The organism is Sphingomicrobium marinum (assembly GCF_026157105.1).
In the GTDB taxonomy this organism is placed as follows: Bacteria; Pseudomonadota; Alphaproteobacteria; order Sphingomonadales; family Sphingomonadaceae; genus Sphingomicrobium; species Sphingomicrobium marinum.
In genome coordinates this window covers 643,238-662,343 of the sequence record NZ_JANPVQ010000001.1, presented here as the reverse complement: position 1 = coordinate 662,343, position 19,106 = coordinate 643,238, and the positions used below count along the sequence as shown (strand labels likewise).

Below are 19,106 nucleotides of genomic sequence, written 5' to 3'. Positions count from 1 at the left end.
GTCGCTTCGCGATCCTGAAAATTTGACCGAGGATTCAAAGATGCGCCGCACCACCGCAATCTGTTCGCTTACCGCCCTCGCAACCGCGATGGCCTTCTCCGCCCCTGCCTATGCGCAGGCCACCAGCGACGACGACACCGCCGTCCAGGATGCCGGCGATAACGATTTCGCCATCATCATCACCGCCCAGCGCCGCGAGCAGAACCTTCAGGACGTGCCGATCTCGGTCGGCACCGTGGGTGACGATGCGCTTGCCGCGATCAGCTCTGGCGGCGCGGACGTTCGCGGCCTCGCCGGGCGCGTCCCCAGCCTCAACGTCGAAAGCTCGTTCGGCCGCACCTTCCCGCGCTTCTACATTCGCGGCCTCGGCAATACCGATTTCGACCTCAATGCCTCGCAGCCGGTCAGCCTCGTCTATGACGAAGTCGTCCTCGAAAACCCGATCCTGAAAGGTTTTCCGGTCTTCGATCTCGATCGCATCGAAGTTCTGCGCGGGCCGCAGGGCACGCTGTTCGGTCGCAACACGCCGGCCGGTATCGTCAAGTTCGATACTGCGCGCCCGGGCGGCGCGGCAGATAATTTCGTTCGTGTCAGCTGGGCGACCTACAACACGATCAATGCCGAAGCGGGCCTTGGCGCCGACCTTGGCGATAGCGCCGCGCTGCGCGTCTCGGGCCTGTGGCAGCACCGCGACGACTGGATCGACAATGTCGCGACGCCCGAAGACAACGACCTCGAAGGCTATGACGACATCGCGCTGCGCGCCCAGCTGCAGTTCGATCCTTCCGACACTGTCGGCATCCGCCTCGTCGGCCAGTATCGCAACCAGGAAGGCTCCGCCCGCATCTTCCGGGCCAACGCCCTCGCGACTGGCTCGAACGAGCTCATCGGTATCGATGGCGGCGACTTCGACATCGACGAAGTATGGACCGACGGTCTCAACTTCCAGGAGCTCGAAAACTGGAACGTGGCGGGTCACGTCGACGTCGATCTTGGCCCCGTGACGCTTTACTCGGTCACCAGCTACTGGGGCGGCAGCCTCGAGAGCCGCGGCGATATCGACGGCGGCTTTGGCAACGTCTTCGCTCCCGTCATGGGCCCGGGCTTCATCCCCTTCTCTGCGCAGAGCCAGGACAATGTCCCCTCGCTCGGCCAGTTCACCCAGGAAGTCCGCATCGCCTCCAACAATGATGGCGGCCTCGGCTACCAGGCGGGCATCTTCTACTTCAACGAAGACCTCGAAATTTCGAGCTTCGATTTCGGCACGCCGACCGACACTACCCCTTCGGCCATCGCGCTGCAGGAGCAGCAGTCGACCGCGCTCGGCATCTTCGGCTCGCTCAGCTACGAGTTCGACGATCTCACGCTGCAGGCCGGCGCGCGTTACAACCATGACGAACGCGATTTCGTCGCCTCGCGCCCGGTCGATAATCGCCCGGGCTTCCTCGGCTTTGGCGGCCCGGTCGCCCCGATCAGCACCACTGTCGAAGACGATGTGCTGACCTGGGACGTGTCGGCTACCTACGCGCTGTCGGACAAGGTCAATCTCTACGGCCGCGTCGCCAGCGGCTATCGCGCGCCGTCGATCCAGGGTCGCCTGCTGTTCGGCCGCGACATCTCGATCGCCGATAGCGAACACACGATGAGCTACGAATTCGGCGTCAAGACCGAAATCCCCGACAGCAATGTCCGCTTCAACCTCGGCGGCTATGTCTTCACCACCGAAGACCTGCAGCTTACCGCGGTCGGCGGCGGCAATAACTTCACGACGCTGCTCAACGCCGAGCAGGTCATCGGCAAGGGTTTTGAAGCCGAGCTGTATGCCGAGCCGGTGCGCGGGCTGACGCTCACCGCGGGCCTCAGCTGGAACGATACCGAGATCGATAGCCCGGGCCTTGGCGTTGCCGGATGCGGCGCGCCCTGCACCGTGCTCGATCCCGAGCTCGTCCCGGCGGCCGGCTTCGCGCCCGCCATCTTCTCGATTGACGGCAACAGCCTGCCGCAGGCGCCCGAAGTGACGGCCAACTGGACGCTCGGCTACGAATATCCGCTCGGAAATGGCGATCTATACGCCTTCACCGACTGGTATTATCGCTCCGAAATCCAGTTCTTCCTTTACGAGAGCGTCGAATTCTCGGATGATAGCCTTGTCGAAGGCGGCCTGCGCCTCGGCTATCGCACCGACCGGTTCGACGTTGCCGTCTTCGCCCGCAACATCACCAACGATGTCAGCGCGGTCGGCGGGATCGACTTCAACAACCTAACCGCCTTCGTCAACGAACCGCGCATCTTCGGCGTGGAACTGGGCGTCAAGTTCTAGGCGCTCCCACACAGGCTCGCAAAGGGGCGGTGCTTGCGCTAGGCAAGCGCCGCCCTTTTCATTTGCCGGAGCCAACATGACCGAACGCCGTACGCTTTACCCTTCTCCCGAACCCTATGAGACGGGTATGCTCGATGTCGGTGACGGCCACAGCCTCTATTGGGAACGCGTCGGGACGCCGGGCGCCAAGCCGGCCGTCTTTCTTCACGGCGGCCCCGGCGGCGGGATCAGCGAGGGCCAGCGCGGCCAGTGGAATCCCGAACTCTACGATATCCTGCTGTTCGAACAGCGCGGCTGCGGCCGCTCGACGCCGTTTGCCAGCCTCGAGAACAACACCACCCAGCACCTCATCGCGGACATCGAGAAGCTGCGCGAAATGTGCGGGCATGAAAAATGGCAGGTGTTTGGCGGTAGCTGGGGATCCACGCTGAGCCTCGCCTACAGCCAGGCGCATCCCGAACGCGCCACCGAAATCATCCTGCGCGGCATCTTTTTCGGCGATCAATATGAATATGACTGGCTCTTCAAAAAGGGCGCGTCGGAAATATACCCCGACGAGTTCATGAAATTTCTCGCCGTCCTGCCCGAAGACGGCCGCGACGACCCGATCACCGCTTTCCATCATATCCTCACCGGTGACGATGAGGACAAGAAGCTGGAAGCCGCGCGCGCCTGGGCGCGGTGGGAAGGCGTCACCGTGACGCTGCTACCGAGCGAGGAGACGCTTGCCCATTTCGACGATCCGCACCAGGCGATCGCGATGGCACGGATCGAAAACCATTACATGCGCCACAACTGTTTCCTCGATGAAGGCCAACTGCTCGCCAATGTCGACAGGATCCGTCACATTCCGGGCGTGATCGTGCAGGGGCGCCATGACAGCTGCACCCCGCCACGCTCAGCCTGGGAACTGAAGCAGGCCTGGCCCGAGGTCGAGCTCAATATCGTTCCCGACGGCGGACATCTCTATTCCGAGCCCGGCATCCTCGACGGGCTCATCAGGGCGACCGATCACTTCGCCGGGAAGGATCGATGAACGCCGGCGCCATCGTCGCCGCGCAGATCGCGGCCACGCAAAAGGCAATCATGACCGAGCTGCGCGAAGCGGGCGCCACCCGGCGCGACACCGCGACTGCCTACCAGCGGCCGGATGGCGGCAAGGGCAAGATCTTTGACGGCCTGATTAAACACGGGCTTGTCGAGAAGACTGGCAAGGGTCACTTTTTCCTTACCGAGAAGGGCCGCAACAAGCTCGATCGCCAGGACAATGCGCGCTACACCGTGCCGCTCATCCTGTTGATTGCCTTCAGTTTGTGCGCGTCTGCCATTGCCCTGCTCGTCACGCTTGCCGACTGAAATCGTTGACCCGGCGGCCCAGCTTTGGCAAAGCCGCGCCTCGCGCCTGTGAGCGGGTATAGTTCAATGGTAGAACATTAGCCTTCCAAGCTAAATATGCGGGTTCGATTCCCGCTACCCGCTCCACCAAAACCGATCTGTAGGGCAGCGGCATCAGCCGTCCTTACTTCTAGCGGTTGACAGTCGCGGCGCGGCCCGCCAAATGGCGCGCCTGCCTTACATCTGTGGACAGGTGGCCGAGTGGTTAAAGGCAGCAGACTGTAAATCTGCCCGCGCAAGCGTACGCTGGTTCGAATCCAGCCCTGTCCACCACCACCTCGCGCCAAGCTCGATCAGCACGCGTTAAGCGCGATGCGGCTCCGCCACATTGTTGCCCCAACGGCAAGGCTAGACACAGCCGTCAATACGGACATTTGGTCGCCGTGTTGGCACAAATTGTTCGATTGCAGCGTTGTAAGGTTATCGAAGTTTATATGCCGGTTAAATTTGGCGCATGGCCCGAATCGGATAATTGCCGTAGAACGATGGCCAAGGGGGATTACCCGTTTTATCGCAATTGGCACTTTCGGGTGTTGAGTTGCGTTGTGTGCATGGGAAGATACGGATGACCATGATGGCCGAGTGCCAAGATCATAGCGAAGCAGCAGCGCGGGTTGGAAAACTCAGCGATGGGCAGCTTGACTGTCTTCGCCTCGTCGCCAACCACATGTCGTCCAAGGAAATCGCCGCAGAGCTGGATATTTCTCCGCATACGGTCGATCAGCGCATCCGCATCGCCTTGCAAACCCTGGGCGTCTCGCGCCGAACCGAAGCTGCCCGCATGGTCGAGGCGGTGGAAGGCCCATATCAACGGTTGATACATCAAACATCGTACATTCCCGAAACCACGGATCCCGCCCATTTGGAGGCTGTGGCCGGCACACAGATTCGGCACGCTGGCCACGCAGGGAGTTCCGGGTTCGGGGCGTCTCAAACCGAGCAGGACGTCACGGCGTCCCGGTTCTCCCTGCCACTGCCGTTTGCAACAGGGAGCCGTCCCCGCAACGAAATGAGCGTCGCAACGCGATTGCTCTGGATCGTCTTGATCGCGATTGGCGCCGCATTTTCCGCCGGCATGTATCTCGCCGGATTGGAAAGCCTTGCGCGGCTGCTGGGAAGCTGATCGCCGCATCCATCGTTTAATAGGCTCCCAACCATTGGGAGTATTAAATATGCGCAAGCACCAGATTGAAAACGCCGCCTACGAAGTCGCCACCCAGATCCGCGTTGTCGAAGACACGATCGAAACCGCGCTCGAGGAATTGGCAGAGCTGCAGGGCCGCATGATCCGCGCCCGCGCCACCGCCCGCGTCGCCACGGGAACCGGTCATGAAGCGCTCGCCAAGGTTGCCGCTGCGCTCAACGGACTGGTCGAAGCACGCGGCGGCATGGCCGATGCGCACCAGATTCTCAAAGCCACCAAGCAGGAAGTACCGGGCCTGCGCACCACCAGCTTCGGTGACGCCGAAGAATGCCCGCCGACCGGTAGCGCTGAACTGCGCGTCGTCGCCTAAACGAGGAGGATGCTTATCGGGCCATGCACGGTCATGGCCCGATAACAACGAGCAATGCTGGGACCATCGATCTTTGTGCCTGTACTGGCCATCATCTGCGCCTACGCGTTTTTGCGCGGTGGGCGTGAGGAACGACTGGTCGCGGCGATGTGCATCGCCGGAGTCCTGGCCACCAAATTCCTGATATCGCCCCTCGAACAACGCTATGACAGTATCGAACTCGGCGTTGTTATCGTCGATACGACAATGCTGCTGGGGTTTGTCTGGGTAGCGCTGCATACGAAGCGTTTCTGGCCGCTGTGGATCGCCGGACTGCAATTGACGACGACCTTCGGCCACCTGTTCAAGACCATCAACTTCGACCTCCTGCCGCAGGCCTATGGGGCAGCCTTGGTCTTCTGGAGTTACCCGATCCTGTTCATTCTGGCGATCGGCACGTGGCGAGGCCATAAGCGCCTTCGCCAAACCCAACTGGAATCGGACGCCGCGTCAGTATAGGGCGGCCCCATGGGCATCGCCGAATCCATCCTGGACGCGTTCGAAGACCCGCTGCTCGTGGTCAACGGCCAGCGGATCAAGACCGCCAACATCGTCGCCCGTGACCTGCTGGGCCAGCGCATCGTCGATGCCGATATCCGCCTCGCGATCCGCCATCCCGAAGTACTCGAACTTCTCGAGCAACGCGAAGCTGCGGAGATCGACGTCGAGGGGATCGGCCGGACCGAGCGACCCTGGCACGTCATCGTGCAGCCGATCGGCGATCACGACATGCTGGTCAGGCTGGTCGATCGCGCCGCCGCCCGCGCTGCCGAGCGGATGCGCGTCGATTTCGTCGCCAACGCCAGTCATGAACTACGCACGCCGCTGGCGACCATCATGGGATATGCCGAAACGCTCGCCGAAGACGCCGTGCGCGACAAGAAGTTGCGGCGCAAGTTTGCCAAGACCATCCGCCAGGAATCGCAGCGCATGCTGCAAATCGTCGAAGACCTCATGGGCCTGTCGCGTATCGAATCGCATCGCTTCGTGGCGCCGCGCGACAAGGTCGATCTTGGCGCGGTTGCCGCCGATGCCGTCGACAATCTCGCCGAGCTGGCGCAGCGCCGCGATTGTCGGATCACACTCGATGTCGAAAGCGATATCCCGCCGATCACCGCGGACACGGCGCAAATCGAACAACTGATCGACAATCTTATCGCCAATGCCATCCGCTACGGCTGCAACGAGACGAGCAACGCCGTCGAGGTGAGCGTGGCGCGCACTCGCGATCGGGTGCGCCTCGTGGTTCGCGATGATGGCGACGGGATTGCGCCCGAACATCTGCCGCGACTGACCGAGCGCTTCTACCGCGTCGATGCCGCGCGTAGCCGCGAAAAAGGCGGCACCGGGCTCGGGCTCGCCATCGTCAAACATATCGTCGAGCGCCATCGCGGAACGCTCGATATCGCCTCGGCGCCGGGGGCGGGAACGCGGGTCACGGTGGATCTTCCGCTGCCCCGCGATGCCACGCGCATCGGGCCCTAGGACCGCGGTCACGAAAAAGCTTGGCTGGTGTCATGAAACTGCAATCACAGCGTCACACAGGCAGTGGCACGGCCCGCTAGGGCGCTCACGGGCCCGAGCGATACTGGGGCAGAAGAAATTCAAGGAGCAAACATAATGATGAAGCTGCTTTTCGCGCTTCCATTCGTCGCGCTTGCCGCTGCTTGCAGTGGTGGCAATAGCGGCAGCGACGCCGCCGCCACCTCGATAAAGGCCGTCGGCTCGTCGACCGTATATCCCTTCACCACCGCCGTCGGCGAACAGTTCGACCGCGCCAACCCCGATGTCAGCGTTATCGTCGAATCGACCGGCACGGGTTCGGGGATGAAACTTTTCTGCGAAGGCCTTGGCGCCGATCTTCCCGATCTGGCCAACGCCTCGCGTCGCATGAAGCCGAGCGAATTCGCCGATTGCCAGGCCGCTGGTGTCACCGACATCATCGAACTGCCGATTGGCATCGATGGCCTGACGCTGATCCAGGCGACCAGCGAAGAGCCCTTCGAGCTGACGCTGCAGCAGGTCTATGAGGCGCTCGCGGCCAACCCGTATGGCGAAGAGCAGACCGCGATGAATTGGTCGGACATCGACCCGTCGCTCCCCAACAAGCCGATCCGCGTCCTCGGCCCGCCGCCGACGAGCGGTACGCGCGACAGCTTCGTCGAACTGATCATGGAAGTGGGCTGCGACCGCAATCCGGAAATGGCCGCGCTTGAGGAAGTCGATGAAGACCGTCACGCCGAAGTGTGCAGCAAGATGCGCGAAGACGGCGTGTTCGTCGAAGCTGGCGAGAATGACAACCTGATGGTTCAGAAGGTCTCGAACGACCCCGGCACGATCGGCATTCTCGGCTACAGCTTCTTCGAAGAAAATACCGACAAGCTGCAGGCGCTCGCCCTTGATGGCGTGACGCCGGACGAGAACTCGATCTCGAGCCTCGAATATCCGGGCGCACGCATGCTCTACGTCTACGTCAAGGATCAGCACATTGCGGTGAAGCCCGCGCTGCTGGATTTCATGAACGCCTACAAGGCGGCATGGCAGCCCGGTGGCCTCTTGCGCGAACGTGGCCTCGTGCCGCTCAACGATGAAGGCCGCGCGGGTGCGGACGCGGCGGTCGATGGCCGCACGAAGCTCACCGCCGAGCAGCTCAACTAGGGAAAGACGAAACACGTCATCATGACCCTTGGACTAGCTGCACTCATCATTGCAGTACTTGGCGCGCTGGCGGGCTTCTATGCTCGTTCGCGCGCCAAGACCTTCCGCAAGGACGGGACGTCATTGCATAGCCTGCCGGGCTACCATGGCGTCTTCGTCTTCTTGTGGACGGTAATGCCTGCTCTCTTCTTCCTCGCAATCTGGGCACCGATCCAGGCGGGGCTGGTGGAGCAGGCAGTCCTTCTCAGCCCGCAGGGCGAAATGCTGCCCGACTCGGCGCTACAGCGCGAAGCGATCATCAACGAGGCGCGCGCCTTCGCGGACGGGACCACGAGCGTTGCCTTCAACGAACAGGCACGCGGCCTCGCCCCGATCTTCGAGGCGGCCGGAATGCGTTACACGCTGCTCGGTTCGGGCATCGCATTGGTGATGGCGCTGGTCGGGCTCTTCTTCTCGATGGGCAAGACCGGCATCAGTTTTCGCGCGCGCAACGCGGTCGAGCGCTGGATCATGGGCGTGCTGATCGCAGCATCGATGATCGCCATCCTGACCACGCTTGGCATCGTGCTCTCCCTCCTGTTTGAGACGCTGCGTTTCTTCAGCATGGTAAACCCCGCGGAATTCATCTTTGGCACCCAGTGGTCGCCGCAGACCGCGATCCGTGCCGACCAGGTCGGCTCGTCCGGCGCGTTCGGGTCGGTGCCGCTGTTCTGGGGCACGATCTTCATCGGCGCGATCATTGCGATGATCGTTGCCATTCCGCTCGGTCTGATGAGCGCAATCTACCTGACCCAGTATGCGCCGGGCCGGGTGCGCAAATGGCTCAAGCCGATCCTCGAAATCCTCGCCGGCGTCCCGACTGTCGTATACGGCTATTTCGCGGCCATCACGGTGGCCCCCTTCTTCCGCGATGTCGGCGTTGCCATGGGCATTTCGAGCGCCAGTTCGGAAAGCGCGCTCGCCGCCGGCCTTGTCATGGGCATCATGATCATCCCGTTCGTCTCCTCGATGGCCGATGACAGCATCGCCGCGGTGCCGCGCTCGATGCGCGACGGCTCGCTCGCGATGGGCGCTACAACCTCGGAAACGATCAAGCGCGTACTGCTGCCCGCCGCGCTGCCGGGCGTTGTCGGCGGTATCCTGCTCGCGGTCAGCCGCGCCATCGGCGAAACCATGATCGTGGTGATGGCCGCGGGGCTCGCCGCCAACCTCACCGTCAATCCGTTCGAAAGCGTGACCACGGTCACCGTGCAGATCGTCAAGCTGCTGACGGGTGACCAGGAATTCGACAGCGCCAAGACGCTCGCCGCCTTTGCGCTCGGCCTGATGCTATTCGTCATCACGCTGATCCTCAATCTCTATGCGCTGCGCGTCGTGCGTAAGTATCGGGAAGCTTATGACTGACTCCGCCCGCTCCGCCCGCAGCCGGTGGACCGACGGGTCCATGGATAGGCTCGTCAAAAAGCGTTACGCCGCCGAGCGCCGCTTCAAGTTCTTCGGCTTTGCCGCGGTGTCCATCTCGGTAGCGTTCCTGGCGTTCCTCCTGATCACCATGATCAGCAATGGCGCCGGCGGGTTCTTCCGCACCGAAGCGCCGCTCACGATCAACTTCGCGGCCAGCGACATGATGGTGGATCCCGCCTCGCTCGACGGCGACGATGCGATGGGCATCATCGTCAATTCAGGCCTCGATGCGACAATGCGTGACGCTGCAGTCGAACAATACGGCACAGACGCGCGCAGTCTCTTTTCGACCGGCGCGCGGCAGACGCTGCAGGAGGCGATTCTCGACGATCCGGAAATTCTCGTCGGCACCCTGACGATGGACCTGCCGGTGTCGAGCGACGTCCATCTTGCCGCCACCGGCGAGGGCAATCCCGAATCCGAAGCGCTGGTGCAACGGCTCGAGCGCGAAGGCCGCCTGTCGCGCGGTTTCAATTCGACCTTCTTCACCGCATCCGATGCGACCGATCCCAGTGCGGCGGGCGTCTGGGGCGCGTTGATCGGCAGCTTGCTGACCATTCTCGTCACGATGGCGTTAGCCTTTCCCATCGGGGTGCTGGCGGCCATCTATCTTGAGGAATTCGCGCCCAAGAACCGCTGGACCGACATCGTCGAAGTCTCGATTAACAACCTGGCTGCCGTGCCCTCGATCATCTTCGGCCTCCTCGGCCTCGCGGTGTTCCTCAATTTCATGCACCTGCCGCGATCGGCCCCGCTGGTCGGCGGCCTCACGTTGGCGCTCATGACCATGCCGGTCATCGTCATCGCGGGACGCAACGCCATCCAGGCGGTGCCGCCCTCGATCCGCAGCGCGGCATTGGGTGTGGGCGCGTCGAAGGTGCAGGTCGTGTTCCATCACGTCCTCCCGCTGGCGCTGCCCGGCATTCTCACCGGCACGATCATCGGCATGGCCCGCGCGCTGGGCGAGACCGCGCCGCTGCTGCTCATCGGGATGCGCGCCTTCCTCGCCTCGCCGCCCTCGGGCATCACCGATCGCGCCACCGTGCTGCCGATGCAGATTTTCCTCTGGTCCGATGAAGTCGATCGCGGTTTCGTCGAGAAGACCAGCGCCGCCATCATCGTCCTGCTCATCTTTATGCTATTGATGAACGGACTGGCCATTTACCTGCGCAACCGTTTCGAGCGCAGCTGGTAGGTATAGAAATGAACGATACGACGATCACCACTGACGACCCTGCCGTCCCGGCCATGCCCGACGATATCGACGCCGGGAAAACGCCCAAGATGTACGCCGACAATGTCAATGTCTGGTACGCCGACAAGCACGCCATCAAGGACGTTTCGATCAATATCTTCGACGACAAGGTGACCGCGTTCATCGGCCCGTCGGGCTGCGGCAAGTCGACCTTCCTCAGGTGCTTCAACCGCATGAACGACACCATCCCGATCGCTCGCGTCACCGGCGATATCGAGCTCGACGGCGAAGACATCCACTCCAACGCGATGGACGTGGTCCAGCTGCGCGCGCGCGTCGGCATGGTCTTCCAGAAGCCCAACCCCTTCCCCAAGTCGATCTACGAAAACATCGCCTATGGCCCGCGCATCCACGGCCTGACCCGCAACAAGGCGGAAATGGACGACGTGGTCGAAAAGAGCCTGACGCGCGCCGGCTTGTGGGACGAGGTGAAGGACCGTCTCGACGATAGCGGCACCGCCTTGTCGGGCGGCCAGCAGCAGCGCCTGTGCATCGCGCGCGCCATCGCGGTCGATCCCGAGGTGATCCTGATGGACGAGCCCTGTTCGGCGCTCGATCCGATCGCGACCGCCAAGATCGAGGAGCTGATCCACGAACTGCGCGGCAAATATGCCATCGCGATCGTCACCCACAACATGCAGCAGGCGGCCCGCGTGTCGCAGCGCACCGCCTTTTTCCACCTCGGCGAACTGGTCGAATACGGAAAGACCGGCGACATTTTCACCAACCCGCGCAAGCAGCGCACGCAGGACTATATCACGGGACGTTATGGCTGAACGAGATCCCCACGAACCGCATATCGCGGCGCACACCCTCAAGGCCTTCGACGAGGACCTCAACCGCGTCCGCGCGCTCATCAGCCAGATGGGCGGGCTTGCCGAACACCAGATCCGCGAGGCGATGCGCTGCCTGTCGACCAAGGACCTGGAAGGCGCCCAGCGCGTTATCGAAAGCGATGCCAAGCTCGACCAGCTCGAGGTCGAGACCGAGCGCCGCGCAATCCAGATTCTGGCGCTGCGCGCGCCGATGGCGGCCGACCTTCGCGACGTCGTGGCCGCCTTGAAAATCTCCAGCGTTGTCGAACGCATCGGCGATTATGCCAAGAACATCTCCAAGCGGGTCGACAAGATCGACATCGAGAGCGGGCATATCGAACCCCTGTCGCTGATGCCCGAAATGGCGCGCATCGCCAGCGAGATGCTGCACGATGCGATCAACGCCTTCATCGAGCGTGATGCCGAAGCGGCCATCCGCGTCCACCAACGCGATCGCGCGGTCGACGATTTCTACAACTCCATCTTCCGCACGCTGCTGACGCACATGATGGAGAACCCGCAGAATATCGGTCAGGCCACGCACCTCATGTTCATTGCCAAGAATATCGAGCGTGTCGGCGACCATGCCACCAACATCGCCGAGATGGTGCATTACGCCGCGACGGGCGAATATCTGACCGACCGCTTCAACAAGAGGCCATCAAGCGAGGGGGAATGATGAGCGAACCGACCACCATGCAGAAAAAGGACCTGTTGCTGGTCGAGGATGATCGCGCCCTGGCCGACCTCATCACCTATCATTTCGAACGCGCCGGCTACAACGTGACGCGCACCGGCGATGGCGAAGAAGCGCTGATCCTGTGCGAGGAAATCAATCCCGATCTCATCGTGCTCGACTGGATGATCGAAGGCATTAGCGGCATCGAAGTATGTCGCCGCCTGCGCCGCAAGGGCCCGACCGCCAACCTGCCGATCATCATGCTGACCGCGCGCGGCGAAGAGGATGACCGCATCCGTGGCCTCGAAACCGGCGCCGACGATTATATCACCAAGCCCTTTTCCCCCAAGGAACTGGTCGCGCGCGCCAGCGCGGTGCTGCGCCGCGTGCGCCCCGCCATTGCGGCGGAGAATATCGATTATGGTGGTATCGAGATGGATCTGGCCGCGCACCGCGTGAAGCGCGACGGCAAGTCGATCCAGCTGGGCCCGACCGAATATCGCCTGCTGCGCCACTTCCTCGAAAATCCCGGCCGCGTCTTCTCGCGCCAGCAGCTGCTCGAGAAAGTCTGGCCGCACAGCGAGGATATCGAACTACGCACCGTAGACGTCCACATCCGCCGTTTGCGCATGGCGCTCAACGAACATGGCGGGCCGGATGTTATTCGGACGGTGCGTAGTGCGGGCTACGCGCTCGATGCGGAGACGGTGAGCTGAGTCGGTCCGCCCTTAGTTTGATCCCGCTGGCCGCCATTGCTTTAACGGCCTGCGACATTGTTGAGCAGCCAGAATCAGCTGAAACCGTGGCAGCCTACGAGGTGTATGTGCCATCGGCCGATGATAAGGCGCGGCTCCACACAATCTTTGAGAATACAGCTCAGAATCATGGCTTTCATTTGGATGCTGCATCTTCGACCGACCTGGACGTAATGTCGCAAGTGTCGCGTATCTCTTTCAACGCTTCGATTTGGCGTGGCGAGAATGACGATGAGATTATGATGTCGGCTATGGATTTTGAGGATCGGCTTGGAAGAGTTTGGATGAGTTTTCCGAAAGGCGAAGACCCATCAAGGTCTACCCGATTTCGAAACGATCTCATGAAGAACGTCAAATCGGAGTTCCCAGAAACACTTTCGCTCCCAATCATGCCTACTGGCGCTATTCCTTTGACGCGCGATCTCATTCGGACAGAGGATGGCTACATTGTCGATCCGGCTGAGGCCCACCGATACAAATAGTGAGGTCAATCTCAGTGGCATCGGCGAGGCTTGCCGTATCCTCGCCATTAAACCAATAGTCGTCCCATGGCACGCAAACGCAAAAATCGCGGGGGGTCGAACCCCAATCGGCCTCGTTTCTGGGGCAAGCATGCTGTCGCGGCGGCGCTCGATAATCCTGATCGCAAGGTGCTCAAGGCCTGGACGACGCGCGAGGCGGCGAACTTCATGCAGTTTCCGAGCGATGTCGCGGTGGTCCATGCCGAGGCGCCCGATCTGGCCCGCCTCGTCCCCGCCGATGCGCCGCACCAGGGCGTCGTCATCGAATGCGAACCGCTTGAGGATATTTGGCTCGGCGATGTGCTGGCCGAAGCGCCCGACAAGTCGATCCTGCTGATCCTCGACCAGGTCACCGATCCGCATAATGTCGGCGCGATCCTGCGCTCGGCGGCGGCCTTCGGGGCCATCGCCATCGTTACCCAAGACCGCCACGCCCCGCCCGAAGGCGGTGCGCTCGCCAAGGCTGCAAGCGGCGCGCTGGAAACCGTGCCGTGGGTCCGTGTCGTTAACCTCGCCCGCGCGATGGATGAAATGGCCGAAGCCGGTTTCTGGCGCATCGGGCTTGCCGGTGAAGCCGACGCGACGCTTGCCGAAGCGCTCGGGCCCCAAAAAGTCGCGCTGGTGCTGGGCGCCGAAGGCCCCGGCATGCGCGCCAATGTACGCGATCATTGCGATGCGCTCGCCAAGCTGCCCATCACCGACCAGATGGAAAGCCTCAACGTTTCCAACGCCGCCGCCGTGGCGCTTTACGCCGCGAGCATCGCCTGATGGTCACCACGCAGACGAGCCTCGACGACAGCCTCGATTATATCGCCAGCGTCGAACCCGCCTTCGCGCGGGCGATGGAAACCTATGGCCGCCCCGAACCCCGCGTTCGCCCCACGGGGCATATCACCTTGCTGCGCACGATCGTCGGCCAGCAGGTCAGCGTCGCCGCTGCAAATTCAATGTGGAACAAGCTAGAAAACAAGTTCGGCGCCGATCCCGATCTCGATGCGATGTGCGTCGCCGATGACGACGCGATGCGCGAGGCCGGACTGTCGCGCCAGAAAGCCGGCTATTGCCGCAGCCTCGCCTCGCTCGTGCGCGCCGGCGACGTCTGCTTCCAGAGCCTGCCCGAAGACGATGAAGAGGCGATCGCCGAGCTTACCAAGATCAAGGGCATCGGCCGCTGGTCGGCGGAAATATACCTGCTCTTTTCGGAAGGCCGCAAGAATGTCTTCCCGGCGGGCGACCTTGCCGTGCAGGTCGAGCTGGGGCGTCTCCTGAACCGCGAAGAACGCCCGCCCGAAAAGCTGGTGCGCGAATGGGCCGAGCCATGGTCACCGCATCGCGGGGCCGCCGCCATCCTCGCCTGGCACAGCTACAACGCGCCGCCCTTGGGCTAGGCGCGCCGCGCTTCCAGATCGCGCCAGACGCGCGGGCCCAGATCGCCGCGCATCGGGGCAAGCTTGTCGCTGCCCTGCGGCTTGCGCCCAACGACGAAGCGGATCGGATCGGCCTTGCCGTCGCGGTGGCGGGGCAGGAAAACCAGCGTCGGCAGGATCAGCTGGCGACCGTCGACATTGATCGCGGTCAGATCGGGGCCAGACAACCGCACCGATCCGCGCAGCGGGGCCTGCCCGAAGCTGTTCAACGCCTGCACCGCGATGGTGCGATCTGCCGGCGGATGAGAAACGAACTTGCCGATCCGCTCTTCTTGCTCATGCCCGGCCATCACGATGGCGACATCGATCGACACGTCGCGCGCCATCGCTTCGCCCTTGTTCGAGAGCGTCATCGCATAATCGATGACGAATTCGTTCTCCGACAGGCTGGCGCGGATCGGCGCGAAGTCGATCGCAAATTCGGGTTTCTTTGCATCGGCAATTGCAGCGGGCGCGAGCGCAGGTTTTGACGTCGGCGCAGGCGCTGGCTCCGGCGACGGCGCCGCAGGGGTCTCCTCGACCGGCACACCCGCAAATGCAGCCTTTTGCTGGCGCTGGCGCAACAGGAAGAACGCCCCGCCCAGCAGCGCGGCCAGCCCCAGCGCCCACGGCCACCACGGGGTCTCTTCCGCGGCGGCATCGCCCGGCAAGCGGATCGTCCGGGTCGGCTGATCGGCAGCATCGATCGGCGCTTCCGATATCGGCGGCAAGGGCGACAGCGTCGTACTTTCATCCGCGCGGTCGATAACTTCAGGTTCTACCTGCCCCTGCGCCGATGGCGGTGCCGTGACTGCGGGCGGCGGCGCTTGCGTCTGGCTTGGCGCTGGCGCGCTCGGCTGCGTGGGGGCCGGTCGCGTCGGTGCAGGCCGCGCGGCGGGCGGCGTAGCTGTTGGTCGGGTCGAAGGTGCGGGCGCCGGCTGTTGCTGCGCGGGCTGATCGCCGCCCAATGAAAAATCGCGCAGGTCGTCAGGCCCCACCGACGGGCTCAGGTCCGCGCCGCCGGGGGGAATGGCTTCTACCGTATTCGTGGGCTGCTGCGCGTGGGCCGCGCTCGCACCCAGCGCCAGCATTACCGCCAGCACCATGCCGCTCAAAGATTTCATGGCAGGTTCCATGCCGCAAAGTGCCGCAAAAGCAAGCGCTTATCGACCTAGCGGGCATCCACGAGGACGAGTTCGGCCTCTTCATCGGCCTCGATGACGATCTTTTCCTCGCCCGTGATGGCGATCCCGTCGCGCGCTTCTGCCGGCTTGCCGTTCACCGTGATGCTGCCCGACGGCACCATATAAAGGTGGCGCTTCGGATCGGCGTCAAACGTGACCGGCGTCCCGGGCTTGGCGATCGCGCCGTAGATCCGCGCGTCGGCATAGATGGTGAGCGAGCCGTCATCCGCGCCGCTGGCGAGGAGCTGGAAACTGCCGTCGCGCGCTTGCCGGGGGAATGGCTTCATGCCCCATTGCGGCGGCGCGCCGGGCTTGTCGGTCTCGATCCAGATCTGGAACAGCGTGGTTTCCTCATCCTCGAGGTTATATTCGGCATGCGTGACGCCGGTCCCCGCGCTCATCACCTGGACATCGCCCGCGCCCGTGCGACCCTTGTTGCCCATCGAGTCCTGATGTGTGATCGCGCCGCTGCGCACGTAGGTCACGATTTCCATGTCGCGGTGCGGGTGCGGCGGAAAGCCGGATCTCGCCGCGATGCGATCATCGTTCCAGACGCGGATAGCGCCCCAGCCCATCCGGTCGGGATCGTGATAGTTGGCAAAGCTGAAATGATGATGCGCGTCGAGCCAGCCATGGTTGGCCGCGCCAAGCGAAGCAAAGGGTCGGATGTCGATCATATACGCGCATGTGGGTACGCGTGCGCGCGCGATCAACTGGGTTGGAGCTTGTCTCGGTAGTGCGCGGCCTTCGCTGCATAATGTGCGGCGGACAGCTTGAGCGCTTCGACCTGTTCGTCGCTAAGGGTGCGGATCGCCTTGGCCGGCGAACCGACGATCAGGCTGCGCGGCGCGAAGGTCTTGCCTTCGGTCACCAAGGCCCCCGCACCGACGATGGATTGCGACCCGATGACCGCACCGTTCAGGATGCGTGCCCCCATGCCGATCAGCGCCTCGTCTTCGACGGTGCAACCGTGCAGAATAGCCTGGTGCCCTACGGTCACCCGAGCGCCAATCGTGAGCGGCGCGCCCGGATCGCTATGCCCGATGGCACCATCCTGGAAGTTGGTCTTCTCCCCCAGGATGATCGGCGTGTTGTCGGCGCGAATAACCGCGCCGAACCATACGCTCGCGCGAGGTCCGAGGCGGACATCGCCGATGAGATCGGCGCTCGGCGCGACCCATGCTCCCGATTCGAGCGAAGGCGACGTCCCATCGAGTTGATAAAGCGGCATTTGTGTCGTCTACCCCACTTAAGATTGGCGGTCGAGCGGGCTGAACTGTTGCCTTCCTGCCGCACCGCACAACGATTCACCGAATTGCCGATGCCGTTCGTCGCAATCAATCGGTTAGCAAGGAGAGAATGGCTGAAATGCGCCGATGTGAACAGATTTCTCCTACGGAAATCGCGGTTTTCCGAGCTAAGTGCCGCAAAACAATATGGATTAATTGTGTAACGGTTGGTCGCAGCGCAGCAGCCTTGCCTCGTTCCAGCGCATTCACATCACGCAAAATCGCGAAAATTCAGCATTTCTTAAACAAAGAAACCTTTAAGGGCGGTCCGCGTTAGGGTTGCTCGGCTATCACACCTATGTTAGTTCGACTTCGACTCAATGAAGAGGGGTTTTAAGTAATGATTATTTCGAAGGTTCTCGCCACCACTGCCGCTGCTGCACTCGTCGCAGCGCCTGTCGGTGCCGCCACTCGTCCGGCTGCTGCCGTTCCCGCCGTCACCGCCACCAGCTCGACCGCTGCGCTGCAGGATGACGACTATGGTTGGGATGCTGGCACTGTCGTAATCGGCCTGCTCGCTGCTGGTCTCATCATCTGGGGCATCATCGAGCTGTTCAGCGACGAAGACGATTCCGATCTTCCCGTCAGCCTCGCCTAAATTCGATATAGTCAGGATATTATTGTGAAGAAGACTCTCAGCGCCCTCGCAGGGCTTAGCCTTATGGTTGCGCCCATCGCGGGTGCCTCGGCTTCGGTCCGTCCGTCGGCCGCCATCCCCGCCGTTTCGGCCAGCGCAATTTCGCTGGACGACCATGACGACATGGATGCCAGCGCCGATGACGAACTGTTCATCCTTGGCGTGATGGCAGGCGTGCTCATCATTGTCGCGCTGGCGATCTTCAATTCTGACGATTCGTCGGATGACGATTTCCTGGGTGGCCCGATCAGCGGCGCCTAAGCGAAACGCATCCTAGGCAAAAAGCCCGGTTCGACCCTGTCGAGCCGGGCTTTTTCTATGGAGAACCGGGTGCGAACGGCCACGTGCTGAACATTCGTCCTGTCGCCAAGCCCTTGATTTATCCCGACAGTCTGGCATTCACTTCGCGCAACCAGCCATTATTGGCTGCCCCCGATTTCATGGAGCCTGTAACCGTGTCCAAGCCGTTTGCCATTCTTGCTGTGCTCGCAGCTACTTCAGCCTGCGCCGGATCAGTCGATCTTGATGAAAACTCGTCCGCCGTGACCGTGGCCGATACGCTGCCGTTGCCCGATGTCCAGGCGCGCGCCAGCAGCTTTGCCGACTATCGCATCGGCCCCAATGACGAAATCGAAGTCACCGTCTTTGGCGTCGACGAGATGACCCGCAGGGGCACGGTCGATACGGCCGGAAATTTCTCGATGCCGCTGGCCGGCGCCGTGATGGCGGGCGGCAAGACGCCCGACGAACTGGCCAACCTCATCGAAGACAAGCTGCGCGGCCGTTACCTCAAGGATCCCCAGGTCGCCGTGAACATCGTGGAGGTGCGCGCGAACCTCGTCACCATCGACGGCGCCGTCCGCCAGCCGGGCATCTACCCGATCATTGGCACGCTGACCCTGCAGCAGGCTGTTGCCACGGCGCGCGGTGCGTCGGACACAGCGGATCTCGATACGGTCATCGTGTTTCGCCAGGCGCAGGGCCAGCGCATGGCCGCCAAGTTCGATCTCAAGGATATCCGCTCCGGCCGGATGGAAGACCCGATCATTTTCGCCAACGACATCGTCGTCGTGGGCGAAAGCGCGACCGCGCGCTTCTTGCGCGACTTGCGTCTGACGGTGCCGACTCTGGGTACGTTTGTCCCGGTCCTCTAACGGCCTTCCATATCGGTGTGG

Annotated in this window: 22 protein-coding genes and 2 tRNA genes; 21 read left to right on the top strand and 3 right to left on the bottom strand. The window is 62.5% G+C overall.

The window, feature by feature from the left end; all coding sequences use genetic code 11:
- Positions 1 to 40 precede the first annotated feature (40 nt).
- The 18 genes from NUX07_RS03345 (at position 41) to NUX07_RS03260 (ending at position 14,803) form a co-directional block, all read left to right on the top strand.
- Complete coding sequence (locus NUX07_RS03345) at positions 41 to 2,320, top strand: TonB-dependent receptor (RefSeq protein WP_265528822.1); 2,280 nt, start codon at positions 41 to 43, stop codon at positions 2,318 to 2,320.
- Positions 2,321 to 2,396: 76 nt separating this feature from the next.
- Positions 2,397 to 3,356 (top strand): prolyl aminopeptidase, encoded by a 960-nt coding sequence (gene pip, locus NUX07_RS03340; protein ID WP_265528821.1) that lies wholly within the window; start codon positions 2,397 to 2,399, stop codon positions 3,354 to 3,356.
- Positions 3,353 to 3,676 carry a hypothetical protein gene (locus NUX07_RS03335; protein ID WP_265528820.1) on the top strand — a complete coding sequence of 108 codons (324 nt, stop codon included), beginning with the start codon at positions 3,353 to 3,355 and terminating at the stop codon, positions 3,674 to 3,676. Before pip ends, NUX07_RS03335 begins: the two co-directional genes overlap by 4 nt.
- 52 nt (positions 3,677 to 3,728) lie before the next feature.
- Positions 3,729 to 3,802: transfer RNA gene (locus NUX07_RS03330), tRNA-Gly, on the top strand.
- A 100-nt stretch (positions 3,803 to 3,902) separates the two neighbouring features.
- A tRNA-Tyr gene (locus NUX07_RS03325) sits at positions 3,903 to 3,988 on the top strand.
- 292 nt (positions 3,989 to 4,280) lie between these two features.
- Entirely contained in the window at positions 4,281 to 4,838 is a 558-nt protein-coding gene (locus tag NUX07_RS03320; protein ID WP_265528819.1) for a response regulator transcription factor, read from the top strand.
- 49 nt (positions 4,839 to 4,887) lie between these two features.
- Positions 4,888 to 5,229, top strand: coding sequence for a hypothetical protein (locus NUX07_RS03315; RefSeq protein WP_265528818.1), 342 nt, complete (start codon positions 4,888 to 4,890; stop codon positions 5,227 to 5,229).
- A 54-nt stretch (positions 5,230 to 5,283) separates the two neighbouring features.
- Entirely contained in the window at positions 5,284 to 5,727 is a 444-nt protein-coding gene (locus NUX07_RS03310; protein ID WP_265528816.1) for a hypothetical protein, read from the top strand.
- Between the two features lie 9 nt (positions 5,728 to 5,736).
- Complete coding sequence (locus NUX07_RS03305) at positions 5,737 to 6,753, top strand: sensor histidine kinase (protein ID WP_265528815.1); 1,017 nt, start codon at positions 5,737 to 5,739, stop codon at positions 6,751 to 6,753.
- Between the two features lie 135 nt (positions 6,754 to 6,888).
- A complete protein-coding gene (locus NUX07_RS03300; RefSeq protein ID WP_265528814.1) occupies positions 6,889 to 7,926 on the top strand; it encodes a substrate-binding domain-containing protein in 1,038 nt (345 codons plus the stop codon).
- A 21-nt stretch (positions 7,927 to 7,947) separates the two neighbouring features.
- Positions 7,948 to 9,330: a phosphate ABC transporter permease subunit PstC gene (gene pstC / locus NUX07_RS03295; RefSeq protein WP_265528812.1), complete on the top strand. Its 1,383-nt coding sequence runs from the start codon at positions 7,948 to 7,950 to the stop codon at positions 9,328 to 9,330.
- A 40-nt stretch (positions 9,331 to 9,370) separates the two neighbouring features.
- Complete coding sequence (gene pstA, locus NUX07_RS03290; protein ID WP_265528811.1) at positions 9,371 to 10,585, top strand: phosphate ABC transporter permease PstA; 1,215 nt, start codon at positions 9,371 to 9,373, stop codon at positions 10,583 to 10,585.
- A gap of 53 nt (positions 10,586 to 10,638) precedes the next feature.
- Positions 10,639 to 11,421, top strand: a complete 783-nt coding sequence (pstB, locus tag NUX07_RS03285; protein WP_265530732.1) for a phosphate ABC transporter ATP-binding protein PstB — start codon at positions 10,639 to 10,641, stop codon at positions 11,419 to 11,421.
- Positions 11,414 to 12,139: a phosphate signaling complex protein PhoU gene (phoU, locus tag NUX07_RS03280; protein ID WP_265528810.1), complete on the top strand. Its 726-nt coding sequence runs from the start codon at positions 11,414 to 11,416 to the stop codon at positions 12,137 to 12,139. Before pstB ends, phoU begins: the two co-directional genes overlap by 8 nt.
- Positions 12,140 to 12,156: 17 nt before the next feature.
- On the top strand, positions 12,157 to 12,855 hold the full coding sequence (gene phoB, locus NUX07_RS03275) for a phosphate regulon transcriptional regulator PhoB (protein WP_265530731.1): 699 nt from the start codon (positions 12,157 to 12,159) through the stop codon (positions 12,853 to 12,855).
- Positions 12,856 to 12,872: 17 nt separating this feature from the next.
- Positions 12,873 to 13,376: a hypothetical protein gene (locus tag NUX07_RS03270; protein ID WP_265528808.1), complete on the top strand. Its 504-nt coding sequence runs from the start codon at positions 12,873 to 12,875 to the stop codon at positions 13,374 to 13,376.
- Positions 13,377 to 13,442: 66 nt separating this feature from the next.
- Positions 13,443 to 14,183 (top strand): 23S rRNA (guanosine(2251)-2'-O)-methyltransferase RlmB, encoded by a 741-nt coding sequence (gene rlmB / locus NUX07_RS03265; protein ID WP_265528807.1) that lies wholly within the window; start codon positions 13,443 to 13,445, stop codon positions 14,181 to 14,183.
- A complete protein-coding gene (locus NUX07_RS03260) occupies positions 14,183 to 14,803 on the top strand; it encodes a DNA-3-methyladenine glycosylase family protein (RefSeq protein WP_265528805.1) in 621 nt (206 codons plus the stop codon). Before rlmB ends, NUX07_RS03260 begins: the two co-directional genes overlap by 1 nt.
- Here the strand turns inward: NUX07_RS03260 and NUX07_RS03255 are convergent.
- Genes NUX07_RS03255 through NUX07_RS03245 form a run of 3 tightly spaced genes read right to left on the bottom strand, consistent with a single transcriptional unit; the run spans position 14,800 to position 17,236 of the window.
- Entirely contained in the window at positions 14,800 to 15,945 is a 1,146-nt protein-coding gene (locus NUX07_RS03255; protein WP_265528803.1) for a hypothetical protein, read from the bottom strand. The genes NUX07_RS03260 and NUX07_RS03255 overlap by 4 nt on opposite strands.
- 47 nt (positions 15,946 to 15,992) lie before the next feature.
- Entirely contained in the window at positions 15,993 to 16,682 is a 690-nt protein-coding gene (locus NUX07_RS03250) for a pirin family protein (RefSeq protein ID WP_265528801.1), read from the bottom strand.
- Positions 16,683 to 16,714: 32 nt separating this feature from the next.
- Complete coding sequence (locus NUX07_RS03245; RefSeq protein WP_265528800.1) at positions 16,715 to 17,236, bottom strand: gamma carbonic anhydrase family protein; 522 nt, start codon at positions 17,234 to 17,236, stop codon at positions 16,715 to 16,717.
- Positions 17,237 to 17,634: 398 nt separating this feature from the next.
- On the opposite strand from NUX07_RS03245, the gene NUX07_RS03240 reads away from it, so the two are divergent.
- The 3 genes from NUX07_RS03240 (at position 17,635) to NUX07_RS03230 (ending at position 19,085) form a co-directional block, all read left to right on the top strand.
- On the top strand, positions 17,635 to 17,892 hold the full coding sequence (locus NUX07_RS03240) for a hypothetical protein (RefSeq protein WP_265528799.1): 258 nt from the start codon (positions 17,635 to 17,637) through the stop codon (positions 17,890 to 17,892).
- A 24-nt stretch (positions 17,893 to 17,916) separates the two neighbouring features.
- Complete coding sequence (locus NUX07_RS03235) at positions 17,917 to 18,192, top strand: hypothetical protein (RefSeq protein ID WP_265528797.1); 276 nt, start codon at positions 17,917 to 17,919, stop codon at positions 18,190 to 18,192.
- Between the two features lie 83 nt (positions 18,193 to 18,275).
- Positions 18,276 to 19,085 (top strand): polysaccharide biosynthesis/export family protein, encoded by an 810-nt coding sequence (locus NUX07_RS03230; RefSeq protein WP_265528796.1) that lies wholly within the window; start codon positions 18,276 to 18,278, stop codon positions 19,083 to 19,085.
- The last annotated feature ends 21 nt before the right edge of the window (positions 19,086 to 19,106 follow it).

Excerpts from the sequence above, each read along its gene's own strand:
- NUX07_RS03345 (WP_265528822.1), top strand. The coding sequence starts at position 41 with ATGCGCCGCACCACCGCAATCTGTTCGCTTACCGCCCTCGCAACCGCG.
- pip (WP_265528821.1), top strand. The coding sequence starts at position 2,397 with ATGACCGAACGCCGTACGCTTTACCCTTCTCCCGAACCCTATGAGACG.
- NUX07_RS03335 (WP_265528820.1), top strand. The coding sequence starts at position 3,353 with ATGAACGCCGGCGCCATCGTCGCCGCGCAGATCGCGGCCACGCAAAAG.
- NUX07_RS03320 (WP_265528819.1), top strand. The coding sequence starts at position 4,281 with ATGACCATGATGGCCGAGTGCCAAGATCATAGCGAAGCAGCAGCGCGG.
- NUX07_RS03315 (WP_265528818.1), top strand. The coding sequence starts at position 4,888 with ATGCGCAAGCACCAGATTGAAAACGCCGCCTACGAAGTCGCCACCCAG.
- NUX07_RS03310 (WP_265528816.1), top strand. The coding sequence starts at position 5,284 with ATGCTGGGACCATCGATCTTTGTGCCTGTACTGGCCATCATCTGCGCC.
- NUX07_RS03305 (WP_265528815.1), top strand. The coding sequence starts at position 5,737 with ATGGGCATCGCCGAATCCATCCTGGACGCGTTCGAAGACCCGCTGCTC.
- NUX07_RS03300 (WP_265528814.1), top strand. The coding sequence starts at position 6,889 with ATGATGAAGCTGCTTTTCGCGCTTCCATTCGTCGCGCTTGCCGCTGCT.
- pstC (WP_265528812.1), top strand. The coding sequence starts at position 7,948 with ATGACCCTTGGACTAGCTGCACTCATCATTGCAGTACTTGGCGCGCTG.
- pstA (WP_265528811.1), top strand. The coding sequence starts at position 9,371 with ATGGATAGGCTCGTCAAAAAGCGTTACGCCGCCGAGCGCCGCTTCAAG.
- pstB (WP_265530732.1), top strand. The coding sequence starts at position 10,639 with ATGCCCGACGATATCGACGCCGGGAAAACGCCCAAGATGTACGCCGAC.
- phoU (WP_265528810.1), top strand. The coding sequence starts at position 11,414 with ATGGCTGAACGAGATCCCCACGAACCGCATATCGCGGCGCACACCCTC.
- phoB (WP_265530731.1), top strand. The coding sequence starts at position 12,157 with ATGCAGAAAAAGGACCTGTTGCTGGTCGAGGATGATCGCGCCCTGGCC.
- rlmB (WP_265528807.1), top strand. The coding sequence starts at position 13,443 with ATGGCACGCAAACGCAAAAATCGCGGGGGGTCGAACCCCAATCGGCCT.
- NUX07_RS03260 (WP_265528805.1), top strand. The coding sequence starts at position 14,183 with ATGGTCACCACGCAGACGAGCCTCGACGACAGCCTCGATTATATCGCC.
- NUX07_RS03255 (WP_265528803.1), bottom strand. The coding sequence starts at position 15,945 with ATGAAATCTTTGAGCGGCATGGTGCTGGCGGTAATGCTGGCGCTGGGT.
- NUX07_RS03250 (WP_265528801.1), bottom strand. The coding sequence starts at position 16,682 with ATGATCGACATCCGACCCTTTGCTTCGCTTGGCGCGGCCAACCATGGC.
- NUX07_RS03245 (WP_265528800.1), bottom strand. The coding sequence starts at position 17,236 with ATGCCGCTTTATCAACTCGATGGGACGTCGCCTTCGCTCGAATCGGGA.
- NUX07_RS03240 (WP_265528799.1), top strand. The coding sequence starts at position 17,635 with ATGATTATTTCGAAGGTTCTCGCCACCACTGCCGCTGCTGCACTCGTC.